13 protein-coding genes and 1 riboswitch are annotated in these 21998 nt (G+C 55.2%); of the genes, 3 read left to right on the top strand and 10 right to left on the bottom strand.

Annotated elements, in window-relative coordinates:
- Positions 1–241 precede the first annotated feature (241 nt).
- From ACH6EH_RS11020 to ACH6EH_RS11035, 4 genes are read right to left on the bottom strand one after another with little or no spacing between them, the layout of a single operon-like run.
- A complete protein-coding gene (locus tag ACH6EH_RS11020; RefSeq protein WP_397332344.1) occupies positions 242–1978 on the bottom strand; it encodes an allophanate hydrolase in 1737 nt (578 codons plus the stop codon).
- Entirely contained in the window at positions 1978–5601 is a 3624-nt protein-coding gene (gene uca, locus ACH6EH_RS11025; RefSeq protein ID WP_397332345.1) for an urea carboxylase, read from the bottom strand. Before uca ends, ACH6EH_RS11020 begins: the two co-directional genes overlap by 1 nt.
- Positions 5594–6277 carry an urea amidolyase associated protein UAAP2 gene (locus ACH6EH_RS11030; RefSeq protein WP_397332346.1) on the bottom strand — a complete coding sequence of 228 codons (684 nt, stop codon included), beginning with the start codon at positions 6275–6277 and terminating at the stop codon, positions 5594–5596. Before ACH6EH_RS11030 ends, uca begins: the two co-directional genes overlap by 8 nt.
- Position 6278: 1 nt before the next feature.
- Positions 6279–7001, bottom strand: coding sequence for an urea amidolyase associated protein UAAP1 (locus tag ACH6EH_RS11035; protein ID WP_397332348.1), 723 nt, complete (start codon positions 6999–7001; stop codon positions 6279–6281).
- A gap of 65 nt (positions 7002–7066) precedes the next feature.
- Positions 7067–7174: riboswitch (guanidine-I (ykkC/yxkD leader) on the bottom strand.
- Between the two features lie 266 nt (positions 7175–7440).
- Between ACH6EH_RS11035 and ACH6EH_RS11040 the strand changes: the two genes are divergently transcribed.
- Positions 7441–8775: an APC family permease gene (locus ACH6EH_RS11040; RefSeq protein ID WP_397332349.1), complete on the top strand. Its 1335-nt coding sequence runs from the start codon at positions 7441–7443 to the stop codon at positions 8773–8775.
- Positions 8776–8896: 121 nt separating this feature from the next.
- Here the strand turns inward: ACH6EH_RS11040 and ACH6EH_RS11045 are convergent, their stop codons facing one another.
- A complete protein-coding gene (locus ACH6EH_RS11045) occupies positions 8897–9922 on the bottom strand; it encodes a Gfo/Idh/MocA family protein (RefSeq protein WP_397332351.1) in 1026 nt (341 codons plus the stop codon).
- Between the two features lie 336 nt (positions 9923–10258).
- Between ACH6EH_RS11045 and ACH6EH_RS11050 the strand changes: the two genes are divergently transcribed.
- Positions 10259–11080 carry an EAL domain-containing protein gene (locus ACH6EH_RS11050; protein ID WP_397332352.1) on the top strand — a complete coding sequence of 274 codons (822 nt, stop codon included), beginning with the start codon at positions 10259–10261 and terminating at the stop codon, positions 11078–11080.
- A gap of 64 nt (positions 11081–11144) precedes the next feature.
- On the top strand, positions 11145–12098 hold the full coding sequence (locus tag ACH6EH_RS11055) for a GGDEF domain-containing protein (protein ID WP_397332354.1): 954 nt from the start codon (positions 11145–11147) through the stop codon (positions 12096–12098).
- 197 nt (positions 12099–12295) lie between these two features.
- On the opposite strand, the gene ACH6EH_RS11060 is transcribed toward ACH6EH_RS11055, so the two are convergent.
- The 5 genes from ACH6EH_RS11060 to ACH6EH_RS11080 form a co-directional block, all read right to left on the bottom strand.
- On the bottom strand, positions 12296–12862 hold the full coding sequence (locus tag ACH6EH_RS11060) for a YdeI/OmpD-associated family protein (protein WP_397332355.1): 567 nt from the start codon (positions 12860–12862) through the stop codon (positions 12296–12298).
- Between the two features lie 116 nt (positions 12863–12978).
- The gene (locus ACH6EH_RS11065) at positions 12979–14673 is read right to left on the bottom strand and encodes an S-layer homology domain-containing protein (RefSeq protein WP_397332356.1); all 1695 of its coding nucleotides are present in this window, start codon (positions 14671–14673) and stop codon (positions 12979–12981) included.
- Between the two features lie 32 nt (positions 14674–14705).
- Positions 14706–19910: a 5'-nucleotidase C-terminal domain-containing protein gene (locus ACH6EH_RS11070; RefSeq protein WP_397332358.1), complete on the bottom strand. Its 5205-nt coding sequence runs from the start codon at positions 19908–19910 to the stop codon at positions 14706–14708.
- A gap of 142 nt (positions 19911–20052) precedes the next feature.
- The gene (locus tag ACH6EH_RS11075) at positions 20053–21201 is read right to left on the bottom strand and encodes a hypothetical protein (protein ID WP_397332359.1); all 1149 of its coding nucleotides are present in this window, start codon (positions 21199–21201) and stop codon (positions 20053–20055) included.
- A gap of 45 nt (positions 21202–21246) precedes the next feature.
- A complete protein-coding gene (locus ACH6EH_RS11080) occupies positions 21247–21996 on the bottom strand; it encodes a GntR family transcriptional regulator (protein WP_397332361.1) in 750 nt (249 codons plus the stop codon).
- Positions 21997–21998 lie beyond the last annotated feature (2 nt).

Here is a 21998-nt window from a genome sequence, read left to right on the forward strand (position 1 = left end):
ATATAAGCACGCTCACAACCGTTAGAATTAGTTAGCTCCCGAATAGCCATCAATAAGCGCTGTGGCAACCGTTAGAGCATGAGCTAGGGCGTGCTCGCCGCACAGTCTACAGCGCGCGCTCCAAGCCAGAGCGCGTCCCCCGCACAGTGTGGAGCAGACAAGTTGGCACATCATACAGTCATCCCCCTATAAAAAGCGCCCGTCATGCAGCACAGCTGCACCACGGGCGCTTCACATCTGATCAGGCTTTCGCCATGTCCATCGCCTTTCGCCATCCACCGTATTCGGTGAGGTTCACGGCTCCTTCCGTCCCATAAGCTTCGCAAATAAATCCTGATACAACGCGGCCATCGTCAAGCTCAATCTTTCCGATCCCCAGCGGACCGGGGATGCCGGCGGTGAACGCTCCTAGAGAGGATTGCGGCATACTCCACAGCTCAACCGCTATTGAGGCACCCCCTTCTGCGACCCGAACCAGCCCCGGCTTCGGAGGAACAGTAGGCAGCCTATACAGCTCATACGTCGGGGAAGTTCTGCTTTCCTCCAGGAACACTGCACCCAGTCCGGTCATTTGCGGCTCCAGCGCAAAGCCTCTCATATGCAGTCCACAGACAGCCACGGTTACGACCTCGACCAGGCTGCGGAACTGAGCCGCCGCGGCTGTCAATTGCCCTTCCTCCTCCGGTACACTAAATAAAGTGACTCCAAACGGCAGCTGCGGACCGGCATCGACAGACGGCACGGCAACGGCACTTAAATCCAGCAGGTTACAGTGATTCGTGTACAGCCCCATCTGATTGTTGGTGCCTATCGGATCCTGCTGCACTTGTGCCCGGCTCCACGTACCGCCGCAGGTAGGCAGCAGCAGAACAGCTCCACTCAGCGCTTTCGCAATAATATGCTTGATTTCCGCCAAACGATGCTGCGCTTGAAAAAGGTCTGCTGCACTGAACTCTGCTTTGGCCCCGGTGCGCAGAATCTTCTCGGTTACCGGGAACACCTCCCCGCTTTGTCCCTCAACAAAATCACCGAGATCAGACCAGCGCTCTGCCACAAGCGGTCCTTCATACAACAGCGCTGCTGCCTCCTGCAGCAAGCTGATATCCATTTCCTCCACAGCGAAATGAAGCTGCAGAAGGTCCCGAGTGCGTTCCCATGCCTGTTCATACTCGTGGGCGAAGGGACCATAGAATGACAGCGGACCCTTTGGCAGCAGCCATACCTGGGGAGAAGCAGCGCGTCCCAGCGGCCGGTCCACGGAGAAAGGATCGTCCGGGTCCCGTCCGCGCAATATGCTGTCTGCCACCGCGGCATCCTGTATATGGTGTGCGAACACATTCACACAGTCGATGCTGCGGCATGCCGGCACTACACCGCTCAGCGGCCAGGCCCCGACGGCTGGCTTGTAGCCCACAAGCCGATTAAGCGCTGCCGGTACACGTCCCGATCCGGCGGTATCGGTTCCAAGAGCAAAAGCGGCTTGACCCCGGGCAACGGCAACGGCCGAGCCGGAGCTTGATCCGCCGCTGATCAGCTCGGGCAGCAAGGCGTTATGCGTATCGCCGTATGGGCTGCGCGTGCCCACGAGACCAGTCGCGAACTGGTCCAGGTTGGTTTTGCCTACAGGTATAGCTCCGGCAGACACCAGCCGCGCTACTACCCCGGCATGCTCTTGCGGCGTAAAGGCATATGCCGGACAGGCTGCGGTAACCGGCCACCCGGCTACCGCGATATTATCCTTCACGGCAAAAGGAATCCCCCACAAGGGATGCTCCGCCGGCTCCAGCTCCTGCAGCCTTTCCAGATAAGGTGCAAGGTTCTCCAGAGAAGGCGGTGTGATCCAGATGTTCATCTCGCGGTCCCGCTCTGCCCGCAGGATTACAGCTTCCATGACCTCCTGCGGTGTAAAGGCACGGGCTCGATATCCCTGCTGCAGAGAGTCAATCGTCAATTCATGAGGCACAGCTTGCACAGACATTAGACCATCGCCTCCTTCTCGACCGGAAATAATGCGACAATGCAGTCGCCAGCTTTAACCTCGGCCCCGGCATTGGCGTATACGGCAGCCACAATTCCGTCAAACGGGGCCACCTGATGGAACTCCATTTTCATACTTTCTTCTATTAAAAGAGTGTCTCCCTTTCGCACCTCATCCCCCGGACTGACGAGCACCTTCCAAACACTGCCGGACATGGAGCTGTTAATGCCGACACTGCCTTCAGGCAGCTGCTCCTGCTCCTCGGATCCAGCCGATTCAGCCTCCGACACATATTCCGCAATTCCCAGCTCTCTCCACCGCTCCCGCTCCTGCTGGAATGACGCCTGCTGCCGATTCCGAAAGACCGAGGATTCCTCCTGAATGTCCGTCAGCCATTTCAGATAATCGCCTAGACGGAACGTCGTCTCCTCCACTTCAACCTCAAAGCGCCCGCGCGGGAAATCCTCCCGGTATTGCAGCAGCTCCTCCTGAGTCACCGGATAGAACTGAATCTGGTCAAAAAACCGCAGCAGCCAAGGCTTCCCTTTTTCAAAATTAACGGTTTCGCGATGCTTGTTCCACATCTGTACCGTCCGGCCAACAAACTGATAGCCTCCCGGTCCTTCCATCCCGTAGATGCACAGATAGGCTCCGCCGATGCCAACGGCATTTTCCGGCGTCCAGGTTCTCGCTGGGTTATACTTTGTTGTTACGAGGCGATGCCGGGGATCCAGCGGGACAGCTACCGGCGCACCCAGATACACATCTCCAAGCCCCATCACAAGATAGGAGGCATTAAACACGACCTCTGCAACTTCATCATGCGAGCCGAGACCGTTCATCCGGCGGATAAACTCCAGATTGCTCGGACACCAAGGCGCATCCGGGCGCACGTTCTGCTGATAACGCTCAATCGCAAGCTGGGTTGCTGGATCATCCCACGACAAGGGCAGCTTAACGATCCGGGATGGTACTTCAATCGAATCCAGCGGAGGCAGAGCTTGATCCAGTCCCAGAATCATGACTGCCGCTTCCTTGACCGTCATCTTGGATGCATCCAGATGAATCTGCAAGGAACGGATGCCCGGGGTCATCTCGATATATGGAATCTGGCCGCTGTCTTCAATAGCCTGCATCAGCACATACACTTGAAAACGGTATAGCAGATCCAGCTCGCGCTCCCCATACTCAATCAGCAAATTCTCATCTCCGGAGCAGCGGATGGCCATCGGAAAGCGGCGACCCTCTTCTTCGTAAGCAAGGAGCGGCATGTAGTTTCCGCTGGATTGTGCCGGAAGCGCTGGCAAGGCCGGATGATTCGCAAGCGTGCTGAGATAGCTTTCCTGCTCACGGCGCAGCTGCTCTGCTTCTTCCACGGTGATGAGCTTGAAGGAAACACGATCGCCAGGATGCAGCTGTCCGAGCTTCCATAGCTCGGCTGTGGCTGTGGTCACCGGACAGACAAAGCCGCCGAGACTCGGTCCGTCCGGACCGAGCAGAATCGGCAGGTCGCCGGTCAAATCCAGAGCACCTATCGCATAGGCATTGTCATGAATGTTGGAGGGGTGCAGTCCGGCATCCCCGCCGTCCTCCCGGGCCCACAGCGGTGCGGGACCTACGAGCCGGACGCCGGTGCGTGAGCTGTTGAAGTGAACCTCCCACGAAGTTGTCGTCAGCTGCTCCAAGTACTCCGGGAGCACATACTCCGCGGTACAATGCGGGCCCGGAATGACGCCAATATTCCACTCCCGGCCGAGCTGAGGTACCGAGGCTGGTGGCAGCCCGGCAAGGAGCGGCGCGCTATCTTCAGGCGGGCCGGGATGGACGCCAAGCACCGCACCCGCTCGCAATGCACTGCCGGAATGTCCCCCGAAGCCGCCAAGTGTAAAGGTAGCCGCACTGCCAAGGGTCAACGGCATATCCAGGCCCCCGCCCACGAGCAGATAGGCTCGCATACCGTATTGCGCCTCGCCAAGAGTGAGCGTGGACCCCGCCTTCACAGGTATCGGCGTATACATCGGGATTTTGCCCCCGTCTATGGTCGCCTGCATGTCAGCACCGGTGAGACAGATTCTGAAATCTGCACGGAATCGGTACGCCCCGCCGCGCAGCGTCATTTCAAGGCCTGCAGCCTGATCGTCATTGCCAAGCAGCCGGTTCCCGGTCCGGAAGGCCAGGCGGTCCATTGGACCAGACGGTGGAACCCCGATATCCCAGTATCCGACCCGGCCGGGATCATCCTGCACCGTGGTCTGAACACCGCCGTCCAGCACCTCAATCGCAAGCTCGGTGGGCATGAAGCCATCCAGAATATGTGTATATACTTTCCCCTCCTGAAAAGCCGGGGTTTGCAAAAATCCTTCAATATAAGCCTTATTGGTTGTCACCCCGTACACCCGCAGCTCTCCAAGGGCGGTCATCATCGCCTGAATAGCTTCATCCCGGGCAGGAGCATGCACAATGAGCTTCGCAAGCATAGGATCATACAGCGTCGTAACCTGCACGCCGTTCTGAATCCAGGTTTCCACACGCGTATTGCGCGGCCATACAATCTGATCAATCATGCCATCGCTGGGACGGAAGCTGTTCACCGCGTCCTCGGCATAGAGCCGGACCTGAAGGCTGTGACCCTGCGGCCTCCCTGCTTTCGCACTTAATTGCTGCAGATCCCCGGCGGCTTCCCGGATCATCCATTCCACCAGATCAATGCCGAGCACCTCCTCGGTCACGCCATGCTCCACCTGCAGTCGGGTGTTTACCTCGAGGAAATAATATTTTTCCTCTTCAGGGTCATACAGGAACTCCACCGTTCCCGCGCTGCGGTAGCCTGCCGTAAGCGCCAGCTGGCGCGCATCCTCATGCATGCGATGGCGCAGCCGATCCGGGAAGCAGGGGGCCGGGGTTTCCTCAATAATCTTCTGATTTCTTCGCTGCACAGAGCAGTCACGCTCACCGAGAGCCACCGCCTCCCCATACTCGTTACCAAAGATCTGCACCTCCACGTGCCGCGCGCGCTCCACATATTTTTCCAAAAACACACCGCCATCGTTAAAGTTCGTCATCGCGAGCCGGGTTACCGCATCGAACGCCTCGCGCAGAGCCTCGGCATGATCACAAATTCGCATCCCGATGCCGCCGCCGCCGGCTGTGCTTTTTAGGATCACAGGATAAGTAATCTCTTCCGCAGCACGAACCGCTGCTTCCACATCTGTAATCAATGCAGTGCCGGGGAGCAGAGGCACACCTGCCGCCTGCGCCATGGAGCGCGCCGTATGCTTCAGTCCGAACATCTCAAGATGCTCCGGAGACGGACCGATAAATGTAATGCCGTTTCTGGCACAAGACCTGGCGAATTCAGCATTCTCACTCAAAAATCCATAACCCGGGTGAATCGCATCAGCACCTACCTCCAGTGCGGTACGCAGAATCAGCTCAGCATTGACATAGCTTTCTTTGGCCGGGCCTTCCCCGATCTGCACCGCCTCATCCCCCTGATAGACGTGCAGGCTGTCCTGGTCCGCCTTGGTGTACACGGCCACCGATGGAATTCCCATTTGACGCAGGGTACGCTCGATCCGAACCGCAATTGCGCCCCGGTTAGCAATCAGAACCTTCTTAAACATGGACCTCGCCTCCTTCGCCTGTTTCTCCATTTCCATCCCAGATCAGCACTCTTGCAGGGGTCGGGTTGTAGCCGTTACACGGGTTATTCAGCTGCGGGCAGTTACTGATCAGCACGGTTACCGGAGCCAAAGCGGTGAGCTCGACATACCGGCCCGGTCCCGAAATGCCATCCTCAAAGGTCAGGCCTCCCTCCGGCGTCACAGGTACATTCATAAAAAAATTCACGTTAGGTGCCAAATCCCGCTTGCTAAACGCACTCCGCTCTGACAGCATGAGCATGAAGGTGTCCCGGCAATTGTGCATCGGCAGTGTGTCATGGGCATACCGGACCGTATTGCTCTGCGCTGAGCAAGCGCCCCCGATTGTATCGTGGCGTCCGCAGGTATCGGCCGTAATCTTCAGCAGCTCCCGCCCGGATTCAGCAACCAGCACCGAGCCGGTCGTAAGATACAGACTGCCTTGTCTTGTGATCGTCCCCACTGCACTATAGTGATCCGCAGGATCTTCTGTTGAATAGAACAGCGTATCTACGGCCTGATTGCCTTCCACATCGACGATCCGAAGCACCTGACCCGGCAGCAGATCATGCATCCACCCGTCTCCTGCCAAAATCGTCTGATCATACACGGCAGCCTCCACGCTCCGTCTGTACTCCATCGCTCTTAGGTTCTCCATCTCAATAAGCCCCCTTCAACAGCGCATTGTCATGCCATGTATTTTCAAATGCCCGGCGGTTCTCCCCGCATCGATTCACGCAAATATCATCTTCCTTCACAGGCTCTGCGTCCAAAATCTCGATCTCAACGGGAGCGTTAAGATAGTGCTCGGAGGGATCCAGCGGGCTTGGCGTATTCGAGAATACAACCAGCACCTCCATCTCTGTTCGAAGGATCACGGTCTGCTGAGCCACCGCCTGCTCTACATAGCGCATGGCCCCATCCTTTTGACATACGATTTTTGTAAAAAAATTAACCGGCGCTACCATGTCCCTGCCTGTCAGGCCGTGGCGGAAGAGCTCCACCTTGAAATTCTCTTCTCCGCTGCGGTACCACTTATTCCCTTCCGTCTGGTAACGAGTCCACCCGTACTTCTCATCCGTACCCCGTCTCGTCGTGTAGCCCGAAAGAGAATCATGCCAGCCCACCTCGTCCTGGATCATCGATGCCAGTACCTTTCCCTGATCACTCATCAGCACATGACCGGCAGTCAGCATCGCAGTATGCTGTGCCTTCAGGGTATCCGGCATATTGTAGCGTTCGGCAGGAGATTTGGCGTTGTACAGCATGCAGGCCAGATTAGCCCGCTCTCCTTGTGCCGTGATTCGGATCTGCTTGCCCCGACCTACCTGTGCGGACCATTTACCGCCCGCTGGAATCATCATCTTGAACACTGCTGTCATGAAAATGGCCTCCCTTATTCAAATATAAAAGCCCGGAAGAACGTCAAAAGATAACTTTTGATGCATTCTCCCGGGCTTTTGTCCCGCCGTGTACACCGGCACTGGCACCCGATGCGTTCTCTCTCGGACCAGACGGCTGCACCTGGCAGCCCGGAACCCTAGAAAACCTTTTATATTCATTTTTTGTCCTTGTGTTAACTATCCTAACATATATTGCAGGCAACCAACAATCAAAAAGAGTAAATATCGTGATAAAAATGTTTTTTCAGGCGAAAAAAGGGGTGGTTTGCATGAGTTTTCTGAAATTCGAAGGCTGTATTTTAATTTTTATGAAAAAAATGTTGTTGTCTTTTGAACCGTTACCTGCAACAATGTTAAATTATATAACACGAGAAAATCATTGCCGCCGACGAACGACAATAACAAGGAGGAATGAAAGATGCCAAAAGAGATCACTTTAAAACGCAATCTTTCCATGACACATGTGGTGACGATGGGGCTGGCCTGGATGTCTCCCATGATTTTTTTTACCAGCTTCGGGGTACTCTCTGAAGGCTCCGGAGGGATGATGCTGGCCGCCTATGTACTGGCTTTTATCGCAATTATCTTTACAGCGGCCAGCTATGCGCAGATGGCAAAGGCGTTCCCGGTATCGGGCTCCGCCTATACCTATGTCACGAAATCCATGAACTCCTTTACCGGCTTTCTGGTCGGCTGGGTCATTCTGCTGGATTATCTGTTCTCCTGTATCGTGGCTGTGCTTATGTTCGGCATTAACCTGAATGCCCAGTTCACCACAGTGCCTTCCTTTGTCTGGATTCTGGCGTTAACGCTTGTCATTATGGTCGTGAATATCATCGGAATTAAATCCTCCGCCAACCTGAACAAGGTGTTCGTGACGATGCAGATTCTGTTCATTGCCGGCTTCTGCGGACTGATTGTATACAATGCAACGGAATATGGCCTGAGTGCAGGCTGGAATCCGCTGCCTTCGACGGACGGCGTATCCTTCTCCACCATTCTTGCCGGTGCTTCCCTCGTCTGCTTCTCGTTCCTCGGTTTCGACTCGGTCACCACGATGGCGGAAGAAACCAAGGACCCCAAGAAAACGATCCCCCGCGCCATTATGGCCATCGTTCTGATCGCGGGCGCGATTTATTTTGTAACGGCGTATTTGATTCAGCAAATGTACCCGTCCTTCACCTTCGCTAATGCGGAGTCGGCGGGCTTCGAACTCATGCAGGCGATCGGCGGAAGCGGCCTGGCCTCCATCTATACCTTTGTCGTCATCTTCGCTGTGTTGTCTCAGGGCATGTCCTCCATGACCACTGTCTCCCGCCTGCTGTTCGTGATGGGCCGGAGCGCCATTCTGCCTGCCAAGACGTTCGGCTCCATTCACCCCAAATTCCGCACGCCCGTATTCAACATCGTGCTGGTCAGCATCATCTCGCTATCTGCGTTGTTTATGAGTTTGGACACCGCGATCAAATTCGTGAGCTTCGGTGCTCTGACTGCGTTCTTATTCGTCAACCTTTCGGTCATTTCCCACTATATCCTCCGGGAGAAGCAGCGGGGCGCGAGAAACCTGCTTCTTCGGTTCTTCTGTCCGCTTCTGGGCGCCGGATTTATTCTGTATCTGATTACCCTGCTGGACCTTGATTCGCTCCTGCTTGGCTTCAGCTGGCTGCTGCTTGGCTCGCTGTACTACGGCGCCGTACGGATCAAGCGCAGAGTGCTTGCCGTCTCCATTGCCGATGCCGAGGGAGTATCGTAACCGGGGCATGGTCTTGGTCCGAAGAACGCCAAGAAGCTGACGTCGAGCCATGACGTCAGCTTTTTTGGATAAAGTATTGTGGGCATAGGCCAAGAAGGCGGAATGCCTGCTGATGATCCGTTTACATCTCGGCAGAGGAATAACCCAGCAGCTGATCCCGTACATCCACCCAGCCCTCACCGGGATGACGCAGAGCCTCCAGGATCACCTGAGCGTTATAGCCGTCGTGGAAGTTAAAGATGACACCGGGTTCACCCTGGATGCACTGCAGAAACTGCTTGAGCATTGGCAGCGGGCTAGAGACATCATCCAATGGCACCGGCTGCATCTCCGCTTCGGCCGGGCCGCCAAGCTGCAGGTCCCGCCAGTTCTCCAAGGCGATTCTCCCCTCTTCGCCATGGATGACGAGCGAGACTCGCTCATCACCTTCCCGGCGGTCGGTTCCTGACAACTGAATGTCCGTGCCGTCCTCCAGGCGCAGCACAGCGCGCACAAGGCTTTCGCACTGGGAGGCATCTTCGGGAAACGTCACTTGACTCTGGACATGAGTGATGGGTCCGAACACCTGCTGAATCATTTGAATCCAGTGAATTCCTACCTCCAGCAAATACCCACCCTGCTGCCTGGATGTAATCCACGCATTATGCTGCCAGGCTCTGGGCCACTGCGGGAATTCCAGGAACAAATTCATGCCCGCAATCGCGCCGATGGCTCTCTCCTTCAGCAGCGCTTTCATCTTCAGCACGGCCGGGTCCAGCGGAAGTGAGAAATGAACGGCATGAATCTTTCCGCTTCGCTCCGCGAGGGCGGTCATGACTCTCGCTTCTTCCAGACTGTTCGCAAGCGGCTTCTCACAGAATACGTGGAGCCCCTTCTCGAACGCGATCTTCGCCACGTTCTCATGCAGGGAGGGCGGAACCGCAATGTATACCATATCCAGCTCTGTTTCATCCAGCAGCTGGCGGTAATCTGTGTATAGGCGCGGGCTGTCTGCGATCTCGGCGGCTTCTCTACGCAGGCTTTCCTCATGGCTGTCGCAAATGGCGCTCAGCTCGATTTGGCCTTTAAATTGAGGCAATAGCCGGTGAATCATATGCTTGCCCATGTGTCCGAGGCCAATCACGGCCATTTTTCGAATGGTATTCATGTTGAACGTTCTCCTGTTCTGTTGTTGCTTGTTCCTGTGCAGCTTTATGGAGCCAGCTTTTCTATTATAGAGCAAGAGTCCCGTCTTTCAAAAGAGTCCTCCATTTTGCAGTCCGAACGCCGTTCGCGTTGCTGCGAATGGAGCTATATTTTTATTCATTACGCTTTTTTTGAATTTAACATTCTGTTAACACGGTGTGAGAAGCATAGTGATAGTATAAGGCTATAGCGGCAAAACAACATGAACCTCGCCTCGCTTCTTCAGGCATAAAAGGACGGATGGATTATGAAAACACATCTCTTTTCTTCACAGAATTCTCCAGGTGTTAATAAACCTATGACTTACCTGTTTGACGTCATCCGGCAGTACATGGTCTCTCTGAAACGTTATCATGCTCTGCGGGGGATGATCCGGGACCAATCGCTGACGACGTATTTCCAGCCGGTCATCAGCCTGCAGGAGGGCAGCCCTCTCGGCTATGAGGTGCTGAACCGTCCGCCGGCTTCTTCTCTGTTTCCGAATACAGAAGCTTTTTATGATTTCATTGGACATACCGATCAGGTATTTGCCTTTGAGCGTGCCAGCCGGGATTTGTCCTTTAATCGCTTCTGCGCTGCGTTAACGCGCTCGGACAAGCCTCGAGATACTGTGATTTTCATTAATATCCATCCTCAAGTGCTGCTGGACACCAACTATCGCAGTGGTGAAACATTGCAGCTGCTGTCCAGATACGGGCTGTCACCGAAGCAGGTTGTCTTCGAGCTGACCGAGAAGCAGGCGGTCCATGATTACGTAGAATTCGAACGCATCCTGTACCATTACCGCGCCCAAGGCTTTCGCGTGGCTATTGACGATGCAGGCTCTGGCTATAACAGCCTGAAGGCGATTGTGAGCCTGAAGCCTGAATTCATCAAGCTGGATAAATCGCTGATCCGAAACGTCCACCTGTGCCCAAATCAACAGCGGATCGTCAAGCTGCTGCAGGAGTTTGCTGCGGAATCCGGGACGCATATCATTGCGGAAGGCATTGAGGCGCGGGAGGAATTTGTTTTTTTACAAAAGGAAGGGATTGAATACGGGCAGGGCTATGCCATTGGACGACCGGCTACCGAGCTGCAGACCGCTTCGCTGCCTGTCTGTGAGAAGACATCAATGTGAGCAGAGCAGAGCCGTGCCCGGATGCCCGTTCGTAATGAAAGGCTTGACGAGGAGGAGAGTCGACTTGACGCTGGCACAAATCGGCGACATTGCCGAAACCATTCCCGTCGTCTCCCCGGACACCAATTGCCGGGTTGCAGACGAATGGTTCAAGCAGAGCCATAGGCTGGAAGGCATCGCTGTTGTCGGGGAGACCGGCAAGCCTGCTCTGCTGACACGCAACCGGTTTTATCAGCATGTGGGAACCCAATATGGCTATAACATCTACATTCAGCGCCCGGTCAAACTGATTATGAATCGCAGTCCACTTGTCGTGGATGCGAGCGAATCCATCATTGATGTCAGCCTTCAGGCGATGAACCGGGCAGAGGAGGAACTGTATGATGTCGTACTGGTCCTTCGGGAAGACCAGCTGTTAGGTGCTGTAAGCATTCGCAGGCTGCTCCTGGAGGTCGCCGACATCCGGGCGGAGAAAGCAGCCTATCTCAATTCACTGACCGGACTGCCGGGCAATCATATGATTGATGAGCAGCTTCAGAAGACCGTATTGCTGGAACAGTTCAGTGTGCTGTACATTGATCTCGACTACTTCAAATCGTACAATGACAGCTACGGCTTCAAGATGGGCGACGTTCTGATCCAGGCGACGGCCAATCTGCTGCGGGAGGCGTTTCAAGGACCCCACTCTTACCTGGGACATATCGGCGGGGATGATTTCATCGTCATTTTGAACCATCACAGCTACGCCAACTCCTGCAGTCAGGTCATCGAACAGTTTGAAGCACTCAAGAGCAGCCTGTACAAGCAAGAAGACCTCCAGAACAATTACGTGATGGGTGATGGGCGCTCTGGCGTCTACGGCCAGATCCCGCTGGTGTCCATATCCATTGCCGTCGTCACCAATCAAAGCGAAAGCTTCCACAGCGTGGATGACATCATTGAAGAAGCGACACGAATCAAAAAATTATGTAAATCCCGCTCCGGCAGCACCAGTATTGCGAACGAATGCTGCCGGTAATCCACGCGCAGGTCTGCAAAGACCAAGTGCTGCTGCCGGGCTTTGCGTATGCCCTAAATAAGACATGCTTGTTGCCTTTGGCAGCAGCAGGATCATCTGCTATTTTGCCGATAGAGCTCTATGCTCTTGAAGCCTTGGATTAATACCGACTTCATCTCTTCCCGCCGCTTGGCTCTTGTTCCCTCCTGCACGGCACTTTAGACATAACGCGCCCAGTCTCGCTGGTAGCCGGGAGTCAGCGATCGATAGAAGGCCAGCGCCTCCGGCTCCCCGATCAAATCCTGCTCTATATTCGGTATCATCGCAATGTAATCGGCGACGGACTGGCTGGGCTTTGAGGAGGATCGGGCCTTCTTCGTGCCTTCATTTTTGAAGCCGACCACGGTAAAGACGTCATTCATGCCCACCATCCGGCTAAATTTCATAGTGCTTGACCCGATATACCCTTCCGGATCTGCTCCCAGTCCCTCAAACAGCGTGTCCCGGTGAATATAAGAGTCGTATACGCGATTGCCTTTCTTGGGATAAGCGGCGTATAAATACCCTCCCTTTCGGATACAGTCCCGGTCAATAACCGTTGCGACAAGCTCCTGCAAGGCTCTCAGATCCAGACAGAACGCAAAAATCATATCATACACCTGAGGCTTCAATGCCCGGTCCGCGGCTGTCAAGGACGCCAGGCTGTCCTCCCCCTCCGGGGTAAACAGCACGGCGGTGTGCTCGTATTTATGCAGGTTCAGCTTTTCTATAATTGTTTTGGCCATATCCATCTCTCCTGCCTTAAATCTTCGTTCTCTAAATCAACTATACACTAACCTAAACAAAGGAGCCGCTTCAACCCCGCGGCTCCTTTCTAAATCCTCTCCTCATTGCTTCGTTCTTAACCTTCTAGAGCCATCAGCATGTTCGCAACAGCCTGCGTGGCCTCTGCGCGGCTGGCGGAGGCTTTCGGCAGAAAGCGGCTTCCACCGGCTCCGTTCAGCAGCCCGGCTGCGGTTCCACGGCTAATATGTGCTTGGGCCCACGATGCAATCTCGTTCTGATCCTCGTACCTGGTGGTGGAGGAAGACATTGCAGACGCGCCACGGGAAAGCTCGTATGCCCGAACCAGCATGACCGCCATCTCCTCACGGGTCATCCCGGCATGCGGCTCAAACGCCTTGGCCGACTTGCCCTGGATGAGTCCGGCATCATAGGCCGCTGCTACTTCAGAAGCAAACCATGATGAAGTCGGCACATCCTGAAAGGAATGGGTGACTCTACCTGAAGTCTGAAGTGAAAGCGTGCGAACGAGCAGCGCTGCAAACTCAGCCCGGGACACCTGCCGGCTTGGAGCGAACATGGTGTCCGATACCCCGGAGACGATGTGCCGGGCCGCGAGCGTAGTAATCGTCTCCTGAGCCCAGTGCCCGGCTGGTACATCCGCAAACGCTTTATGGTATTCCAGAACTGCAAAGGTGCTGAAGTGGGGAAGCTTCGCGATCAGGCGCGTCTCTGTTGTGTCCAGAGCTCCGCCCATATACTCCCATGCTCCTTGCTGTTCATTCCAGTAGTAGACACCCATCAGACGCTTCTCACGATTCTCATCCAAGCCGAAAGACACCTCAATAGGTTCGGAGAAGGATGACAGCCTGACCGCGGTGCCGGACTGCGTGTGCAGCGCCAGATCCAGATCCAGCACCTGTCCGGCTGTTGTCATCCAGGTTCCGGCCGTGCGCTGCGGCAGCTGCTTCTCCGCCTCTGATACATTCAACTCCTGAACGATAAACGATATGGCTGCCCCCTCCAGACTCTCACCCGCCTTGAGCTTGACCAGATCAGAGAGCACCTTCGGCTGGATCTCGACGCTGACCGCGCCGCTGTGGATAATCAGGCTGCGGCTGCCCAAGAGCTCCCCTGCATTGTACGGCAGCTTAACTCCCTCATTCCCTGCTGGCACCTTTATGGTGACCGGCCCCGGCCCCGCAGTATTGACTGCGCTGAGGCTGGAAGCATCAACGACATATAACGGGACTGGGCCCGGCTGAACAGCAGGCGGCTGTGACGGCTGAGTGGGCTGCGCGCCAGGCGCTTCCGGTACACTCACTGGCGGCGGAGTGGGCTGGGAGATCGCTGAATACGTAAACTCCGTCGTTACCAATGTGTCTCCTCCGCTGCCTCCCACTTTGACTAGATAGGTCCCCCTCGGACTCATTTCCTCCAGCACATATTGAAACTCATATTGTCCGTCACTGCTGCTAGAGGTCTGATCCACATAATCTATACCGCCGGACGGCCGGATGACCATGACCGTAACCGGCTGACCTGCCCCTTTGGAGACCGTCCCCGTAATTCTCACTGTGCCGGATGCAGCATCCACCTGGGCGACTGCGGACAAGGCGTTCGGGGACAGATCTGCCGCCGCAAAAACACCAGACCGGGCGCTGCTGTATCCTGTATTCATCATGACTCCCTGAGACGTTGAACCTGCTGCAGCACCCTCAGCCGCTGCACTCCCTCCGCCTGACAGCGCTACAGGCACCACCATCATCGCCATACATATGCGGGCTTGAAGCCGTGTTATGGGTCTGTTCATAAAATCCTCCCTGTTCTGTGCCTCGTATCCCGTTACTGCTTCACCGTATCCTGCTCTTCATTCGGGAACTGAACCGCCTCCGACAACGGCTTCATGCCATTGAAGCTGTCCCATACCATCACCTTGATCACGTAGCCTTTAACATTGTTTGGCAGGCTAAAGCCGGCTTTCAAGGATTCCGTTTGGCCGGCGGCCACTTTTTTCTCCACGTACGACACATTCTTCAGCCGGTTCTTACTGTCGTAAAGCGCAATAATCAAAGCGGCCTGCTGCTCTGCACCACTCTGGTTCGTCATCACACTCCCGACTTGAATAAATTGATCCCGCTGCAGCGCCGTTACCGGCTTGCCTGAAAGGTCGGTAAAGACCGGTGAACCCACCAGGAATGCATCTGGAGCCGTAGCGTCAGCATCTGCAAAATCCTCCATGCTCCGGGGCTTCAGCTGAAAGCTGCCATTGTAAGGGACAACGATCCCCGTGATATGCAGCACATCCCCTGCCGTCACCTCGGCCTTAAAGGCTTCATAAGTGATGCCAGTGCGGCTGTCTACATAAATGCTCTCGCTGCGGCCGTCGCGTACCGCCTTAAAGCTGAAATTGCCGTATCCGTCCTTGGCGGATAGCTGCTCGACCTTGACCTCCTGAAGCGTTACCAGCTCATACTCCTGCGCTCCGGTCAGGGTGCTTACCGCCTGCGGCTGCAGCTGCACCTGTCCCAGCACTTGCAATTCCGCAATGCCGTTCAGCTGATAAGCCCCGCGGTATGTGCTTTTTTGCGACTTCAGCTTCAGCCGGTCTCCGACGCTCACACCCGGGTTCTCGTAGGTGTATACCTGAATGCCGCCGCTGTCATCCTGAAGGTAAAAGCTGTGGTTCGAACCGAAAGCTCCCGGCTTGCTGCTGACGACGCCTTCCACCGTCACTTCAGCTCCGTCCTCCAGCAGCTTGGCTTCTCCAATGGTCACGACAGGTCCGAACTCACTGCCTCCGCTGCCTACTTCAGAGATTCGTCCCTCCGCTTCATAACGGATCGGCTCCTTAAAGCTCTCGATGAAGCTTACAAGCGCCTCCAGATCCTCCGGTCCCATGACTGGATTGTTGCCCAGCTCACCGAACAGCTTGTATTTAGCGCCTGTGGATGTGGACATGTAGTTGTTCACCGTGAGGGTGTACACCCGATCTGCATCAATAGCACTTCCGTCCGGCAGCGTGATGTCCACTACTTTAGCCGTGCTGCCATCCCAGGTATATTTGAATCCGCTGATGCTGAAATCCGGCCCGTACAGGCTGGTCATCTGGGCATTCACCATCTTCACCAGATCGCTTCCCTGAATCTCCAGCTTCACGAGCACGTTATTAAACGGCAAAATATTAAACAACTCGCCAAACGTAATCTCTCCTGCATTCAGCTGGTCGCGGATGCCGCCGCCGTTCATCATGGCGAAATCACTATCCATCGCCCAAGCCATACTGTCTGCGATCAGGTTGCCGAGCGCATTGTCCCCAACCTCGCCTTTAACGGCATAGCCGCCCTCCATATCGATCGCCGCTGTGCCAACGACCTCATTCAAGAGGGGAGCAACCTGCTGCTCATATTTGTCCAGAATGGCACTTACTTCCGGGTCCGGCTCAACACCGGCATGATCCACCCACAGAATATCCGCACTCTTCTCTGCAATATCTCCGGTCACCGGATCCAGGCTCAGCTTCACCCGGCTCAGAGCCTTGCCATATTCCGATGCCTGCACGATTAAGGTGCTGCCGAGAAGGCCATTCACGACCGCATGATTATGCGCGGCAAAAATAACATCAACCTCCGCATCAATCCCATTCACATAATCTGCAGCCTCGCCGGTAATGCGACCTGCAGCATCCTGCGAGGCAGCGCTGTGAGCCAGCACGATGATGGCACGGACGCCTTGCTCCTTCAGCTCGGCTGCCGCTTTATTGATGGCGTTGACCGGATTCGTAAACTCGATATCCTGGATGCCTGAGGGCATCACCATCTCTGCTGCGCCTTCCGTGACAACCCCGATAAATCCGATCCGCTGACCCTCTACCTCTTCAATGTGATAAGCCGGGAGAATACTTTCGCCTGCCGACTCTCCGGATCTCCAGACCACATTCGCCGCCAGCAGTGCATGCTCCATACCGCCGTACGCCCGGTTCACGTCATCATGCGGGTAATCTCCGCCGTTTACCATCCGTAAGAGCTCCGTAGTCCCCTCGTCGAATTCATGATTGCCGGCGGTATTTACGGCCAGATCCAGAGCATCCAGAATTTCTACGGTCGGCTCGTCCTGAAACAGAGCCGATACTGGTGAACTGCCGCCAATCAGATCACCGACTCCGACAAACAAGGTGTTAGGTTGTGCTTGCTGACGCTGACGGATATACGCTGCCATATACTCAGCCCCGCCGTAGGTTCCGTCCATAATGTCATCTCCATTAATATCCAGCTCGTAATGCTGATCGATTTTGCCGTGAAGATCGTTCAGGCCGATCAGCTCTACCGCAACCGGCTCCTCCGATGCGTTATCTGTATACACAACATCCTCTGCCGAGCGCGGCTTGAGCTGATAGGTCCCGTTAAAAACACTTGCAATTCCCGTCAGATCCAGCACATCCCCTTCTTTGTACTGGGCGGTAAAGGTATTGTAGTTGACTCCAGTGCGGTTATCGATTCGCACCAGCGTGCTGCTGCTTCCTTTTACAGCATTGAATTGAAGAGTGCCGTAATTGTCTGCTTTTACGATATTTTGGATACTGACGCCGTTCAGCTTCACTACCTGTCCCTGATGGCTCTCATCTACAGTTGAAACCACCTTCGGCTGGGGAAGGGTGCCGTTACCGGTTACGGTTATTTGGGATATATTGGATAGCTGGAGCTCGCTGCTAAACACATTGACATCTCCGGTCACCTGCACTTTCTGACCCAGAGCGTAGCTGCCCGCATTTTGATACATGTAAATGCCGCCGGTAGCGTCCTGGATATAAAAACCTTTGGCACCCCAAGAGCCCGGAGTCGTCGTAATGACCCCTTCGACCGTAAGCGTCGTGCTTACCGGATACTTTCTCGCCTCAGCGATCGAGGTAATGCCGGGCACCTCCACCTTCTCGGGCGGCGCTTGACCTGATCCATACGAGCCCGGGGCAAAGGTAGCGGGATTATACCATTTGTAGCCCCCCGTCGGATTGCTCCACGGCTCCTGTTGCGGCTCTGTCGATGCAGCCGGAGTCTCAAAGCTGAGCAGCGGTGTCACCGGACTCAGCTCCACCCGTCCTTCAAAGGTCGTGTAGTCCTCCTGTACAGCCAGCCACTCTACTGTTTGAAGCAGAAATTCGCTGTTATCGCCTTCTTCCAGGAAGCCGTTATAGGTGGTCTTGACAGCGCCGCTGTCCTCCCGGCGGTATTTTGGCGTGATATCCTCTACCGGAGAGGAGTCGCCAATGAATGCGGCTTTGCCGGCCCCCACCTTGGCAATGGCCGCATACGGACCTTCGTCGATGCCGCCTCCGTTGTAGACCCCCTGGTCTACCGCAGGTCCCCACTTCGGTGCATTTTTAGGCATATAGATCAGACCCTTGGCAATCTTCGGATTCAAAATGGCCAGCGTACCGCCGGCGTGGGATTCAACGACGCTTACTCCCTCTGTGATGCCAAAAGCATCGCTCGGAGGTACCACCGTCTGACCACTTTCGATCGTTCCCAAGGCATTAAACCGGAACCGGATGCCGAAGTTCGTGCCCAGCCAGTCTGTGCTCGTTACGCCTGCCATGGCGCTAGAAGCTGCTTCCTCTGCTGTCATGCCTTTGGTCGGATTACCGAAAGCCCCGCGCCGATAACCGTTAAACACCTCGGTGGAATCCCAGCGGTTATAATTTCGGTCTGCATTATAATGATCGCCGATGAAGAAGATGCTGCCTCCGCTTTGAGCATATTGCAGCAATGCATCTTGCTCCGACGCTTTAAAGGGAATGTTCGCTTCCCCGATAATAAACACATCATATTCCTGAAGCTTCTCCAGCGTAATGGCCTGCTCACTGAAGTTAAATGGAGCCGTGCGCTCCAGCTGGTCAACGGTGAAGCCGAGATCCTTCAGCCCATCCGCAAAATCCGAAAAGGCTCCGTCAATAACCCAATCTGCCGCGCCGGCAGTCTGTCCATGGGTATTGTCAAAAAGGATTTTTTTGCCGGAAACGTTCGTCAGAGCCGGACGGATATCACCAGCCTTCGATGGCTTGATCTGCAGTCCGCCTTCAAAAGGAGTCACGACTCCGGTAACATGGACCTCCTGTCCGTTTTGCACTGTGTTTTTGGCAAGGCCGGTATGGAAGTCTACAAACACCCGAACCTGCTCCCCATCTGCTGCTGCATAGAAAGAAAACGAGCCGGATGTGCCCTCATCACTGACCTGCTGGGCAGTGACTCCCGTCAGCTTTACCAGCTGTCCGTAGGTATCTGCACTGACCGTCGCCGGCGTTACTCCCACCGGGGCCGGTATCGGGCTTGTCCCTGTAATCTGTACCGTTGTCGCTTGAAGCTGCACCTCGCCGCTGGCGCTGTCCACCGACTTGATGCCGCTGACCGTCACCTTGCTGCCGGCCTCCGCCTCTACGCTTTGTTGCTGAACGTAGATGCCTGCGGTATCATCCTGCACATAGAAGCCTTTGGAGCCAAAAGCGCCCGACTTTGTTATAGCAACCCCTGTAATGATGGCGGCTTCGCCGTCATGCAGTGCCCGTGCTGCTGCAATGGACGACATTGTGCCGGGATTGCCGGGATCGCCAGGATCGCCGGGTGCTTCCGCGAACACCATCTCCGTCGGGCTCTTCAAGCCTGGAAAATTGTTGTATAACGCAAGCTGTCCAGTCACCTTGATTTTCTTACCGATCAGCCCCTGGTTGCTCTGAAGACCAAATTCGCTGCGGTACCCTGACGAAACCTGTACATTCAACAGCTTGCCGGGATCCCTTTCTCCTGCCGCATCTGCCAGATGAACATTGAAATCATTGCCGAATGGAGCTGTAAAGTTAGACGTCTTGGAGCCCGTGGCATGTCCGACAATGTACCCCTCTACCGTCGCAGTGCCACTGTTCCCAGCGATCGCCTGCGCAACCGTCAGCGCGCTGCCCGGTGCCGCCTCCACCTGCTGCGGTGCCACAATCCATAGATTCGAGAGCATGAGGACACCACTTAACAACAAAGCCAGCCACTTTCTGTGAAAAAGCTTCATGATTCTACTTTCATCCTTCCTATGCTTTAATGACATCTACCCGATTATAGATTCGTATAATTTACAAAGATTTCACTCTATGTAAAATATGTTCCTTTATTTGTTAATTATTTGTCAGATTTACAAGAATGGTCGCATTTACTCAAAACTCGCCGCTGTGGATCATCGGGTTCGGTTTTTGGTGTTCGTTGGGCGCGGGGGTGGGCTGTGGGCGCATCGGGTTCGGTTTTTCGCACTCGTTGGGCGCGAGGGCGGACTGCGGGCGCATCGAGTTCGGTTTTTCGCGTTCGTTGGGCGCTAAACCGGACTGCGAGCGCATCGAGTTCGGTTTTTGGTGTTCATTGGGCGCGAGGGCGGGCTGCGGGCGCATCGGGTTCGGTTTTTCGCGTTCATTTACTCCAAACCCGCCGCTGTGGATCATCGAGTTCGGTTTTTGGTGTTCGTTCGGCGCGAGGGCGGACTGCGAGCTTATCGTGTTCGGTTTTTGGTGTTCATTGGGCGCGAGGGCGGGCTGCGGGCGCATCGAGTTCGGTTTTTGGTGTTCATTGGGCGCGGGGGTGGGCTGTGGGCGCATCGGGTTCGGTTTTTCGCGTTCGTTGGAAGCGAGGGCGGGCTGCGGGCGCATCGGGTTCGGTTTTTCGCGTTCATTTACTCCAAACCCGCCGCTGTGGATCATCGAGTTCGGTTTTTCGCACTCGTTCGACCCGAAAGCGGGCTGCGCGCGCATCGAGTTCGGTTTTTGGTGTTCAGTTACTCCAAACCTACCGCCGTGGATCATCGTATTCGGTTTTTGATGTTCGTTGGGCGCTAAACCGGACTGCGCGAGTATCGAGTTCGGTTTTTGGTGTTCGTTGGGCGCGAGGGCGGACTGCACGCACATCGAGTTCGGTTTTTGATGTTCATTGGGCGCGAGGGCGGGCTGCGAGCGTATCGAGTTCGGTTTTTCGCGTTCGTTGGGCGCGAGGGCGGGCTGCGGGCGCACCGAGTTCGGTTTTTCGCGTTCATTGGGCGCGAGGGCGGACCGCGGGCGCAACGGGTTCGGTTTTTCGCGTTCGTTCGGCGCGGGGGCGGGCTGCGGGCGCATCGAGTTCGGTTTTTCGCGTTCATTTACTCCAAACCCGCCGCTGTGGATCATCGAGTTCGGTTTTTCGCGTTCGTTGGGCGCGAGAGCGGACTGCGGGCGCATCGTGTTCGGTTTTTGGTGTTCATTGGGCGCGAGGGTGGGCTGCGCGCGCATCGAGTTCGGTTTTTCGCGTTCATTGGGCGCGATCCCGCATCCCCAGCCCAACACAAAAAATCACCCTCAGCCCGCATCTCAGGCCAAGGGTGATCTTATTTACCGCGTACGTCTTAGATGAAACGTAAATACATCGTTGCGCATATAATCCTGGGAATAAAACACAGGCTGGTTTCCTTCATCATAGTGCAGCTGCTTCAGCAGCAGTACCGTCGTGTGCGGATGCTGCAGCAGCTGCTGACAATTTCGGTCAATGTGCAGCGGCACCGCAATTTCGGTATCGGCGCGATTAATGGTGACTCCTAAGGTATCCTCGACGAACTTCAGCAGGGAGCCGGAAAAGGTATGCTGCTCAAATCCCTCCCCGAAACGCGCCGCCGGCAAGTAATTGACGGACAGCATCACCGGCTCATCATTCGCTTTACGAATCCGCTTCAGGATGTATACCGCATCGCCCACTGCAATGCCGAGACGCTCGGCGGCCTCTTCAGGACAAGGTGATTTCGTCAAGGAAATCATACTTTCACTCTCGGTTAAGTTCGCGGATCGGATCATTTCTCCAGAGCTGTACAGCCGCTCCAAAGTGCTCTTGATCGGCGGCAAGGGACGAATAACAAAGGTACCGACACCATGCTTGACCAGGATTCGCCCTTCCTCCTCCAGCATTTTCAGTGCGCCCCGGAAGGTTTCGCGGCTCACCTGAAACTGCTTGGACATCTGAATTTCAGAAGGGAGCTGCTCTCCTACGCGGTAAACGCCCTGATCAATAAGCTCCATCAGCTGCTGCTTGACCTGCATCGACTTCGAGTTGGCATTCATGTGATTTGTATTAACACCTCTAGACATCATCT

Origin of the sequence: Paenibacillus sp. JSM ZJ436, assembly GCF_044383795.1 — a bacterium.
Taxonomy (GTDB): domain Bacteria; phylum Bacillota; class Bacilli; order Paenibacillales; family Paenibacillaceae; genus Paenibacillus_AQ; species Paenibacillus_AQ algicola.

Excerpts from the sequence above, each read along its gene's own strand:
- ACH6EH_RS11070 (WP_397332358.1), bottom strand. The coding sequence starts at position 19,910 with ATGAAGCTTTTTCACAGAAAGTGGCTGGCTTTGTTGTTAAGTGGTGTC.
- ACH6EH_RS11030 (WP_397332346.1), bottom strand. The coding sequence starts at position 6,277 with ATGGAGAACCTAAGAGCGATGGAGTACAGACGGAGCGTGGAGGCTGCC.
- ACH6EH_RS11050 (WP_397332352.1), top strand. The coding sequence starts at position 10,259 with ATGACTTACCTGTTTGACGTCATCCGGCAGTACATGGTCTCTCTGAAA.
- ACH6EH_RS11045 (WP_397332351.1), bottom strand. The coding sequence starts at position 9,922 with ATGAATACCATTCGAAAAATGGCCGTGATTGGCCTCGGACACATGGGC.
- ACH6EH_RS11035 (WP_397332348.1), bottom strand. The coding sequence starts at position 7,001 with ATGACAGCAGTGTTCAAGATGATGATTCCAGCGGGCGGTAAATGGTCC.
- ACH6EH_RS11065 (WP_397332356.1), bottom strand. The coding sequence starts at position 14,673 with ATGAACAGACCCATAACACGGCTTCAAGCCCGCATATGTATGGCGATG.
- ACH6EH_RS11020 (WP_397332344.1), bottom strand. The coding sequence starts at position 1,978 with ATGTCTGTGCAAGCTGTGCCTCATGAATTGACGATTGACTCTCTGCAG.
- ACH6EH_RS11060 (WP_397332355.1), bottom strand. The coding sequence starts at position 12,862 with ATGGCCAAAACAATTATAGAAAAGCTGAACCTGCATAAATACGAGCAC.
- uca (WP_397332345.1), bottom strand. The coding sequence starts at position 5,601 with ATGTTTAAGAAGGTTCTGATTGCTAACCGGGGCGCAATTGCGGTTCGG.
- ACH6EH_RS11080 (WP_397332361.1), bottom strand. The coding sequence starts at position 21,996 with ATGATGTCTAGAGGTGTTAATACAAATCACATGAATGCCAACTCGAAG.
- ACH6EH_RS11040 (WP_397332349.1), top strand. The coding sequence starts at position 7,441 with ATGCCAAAAGAGATCACTTTAAAACGCAATCTTTCCATGACACATGTG.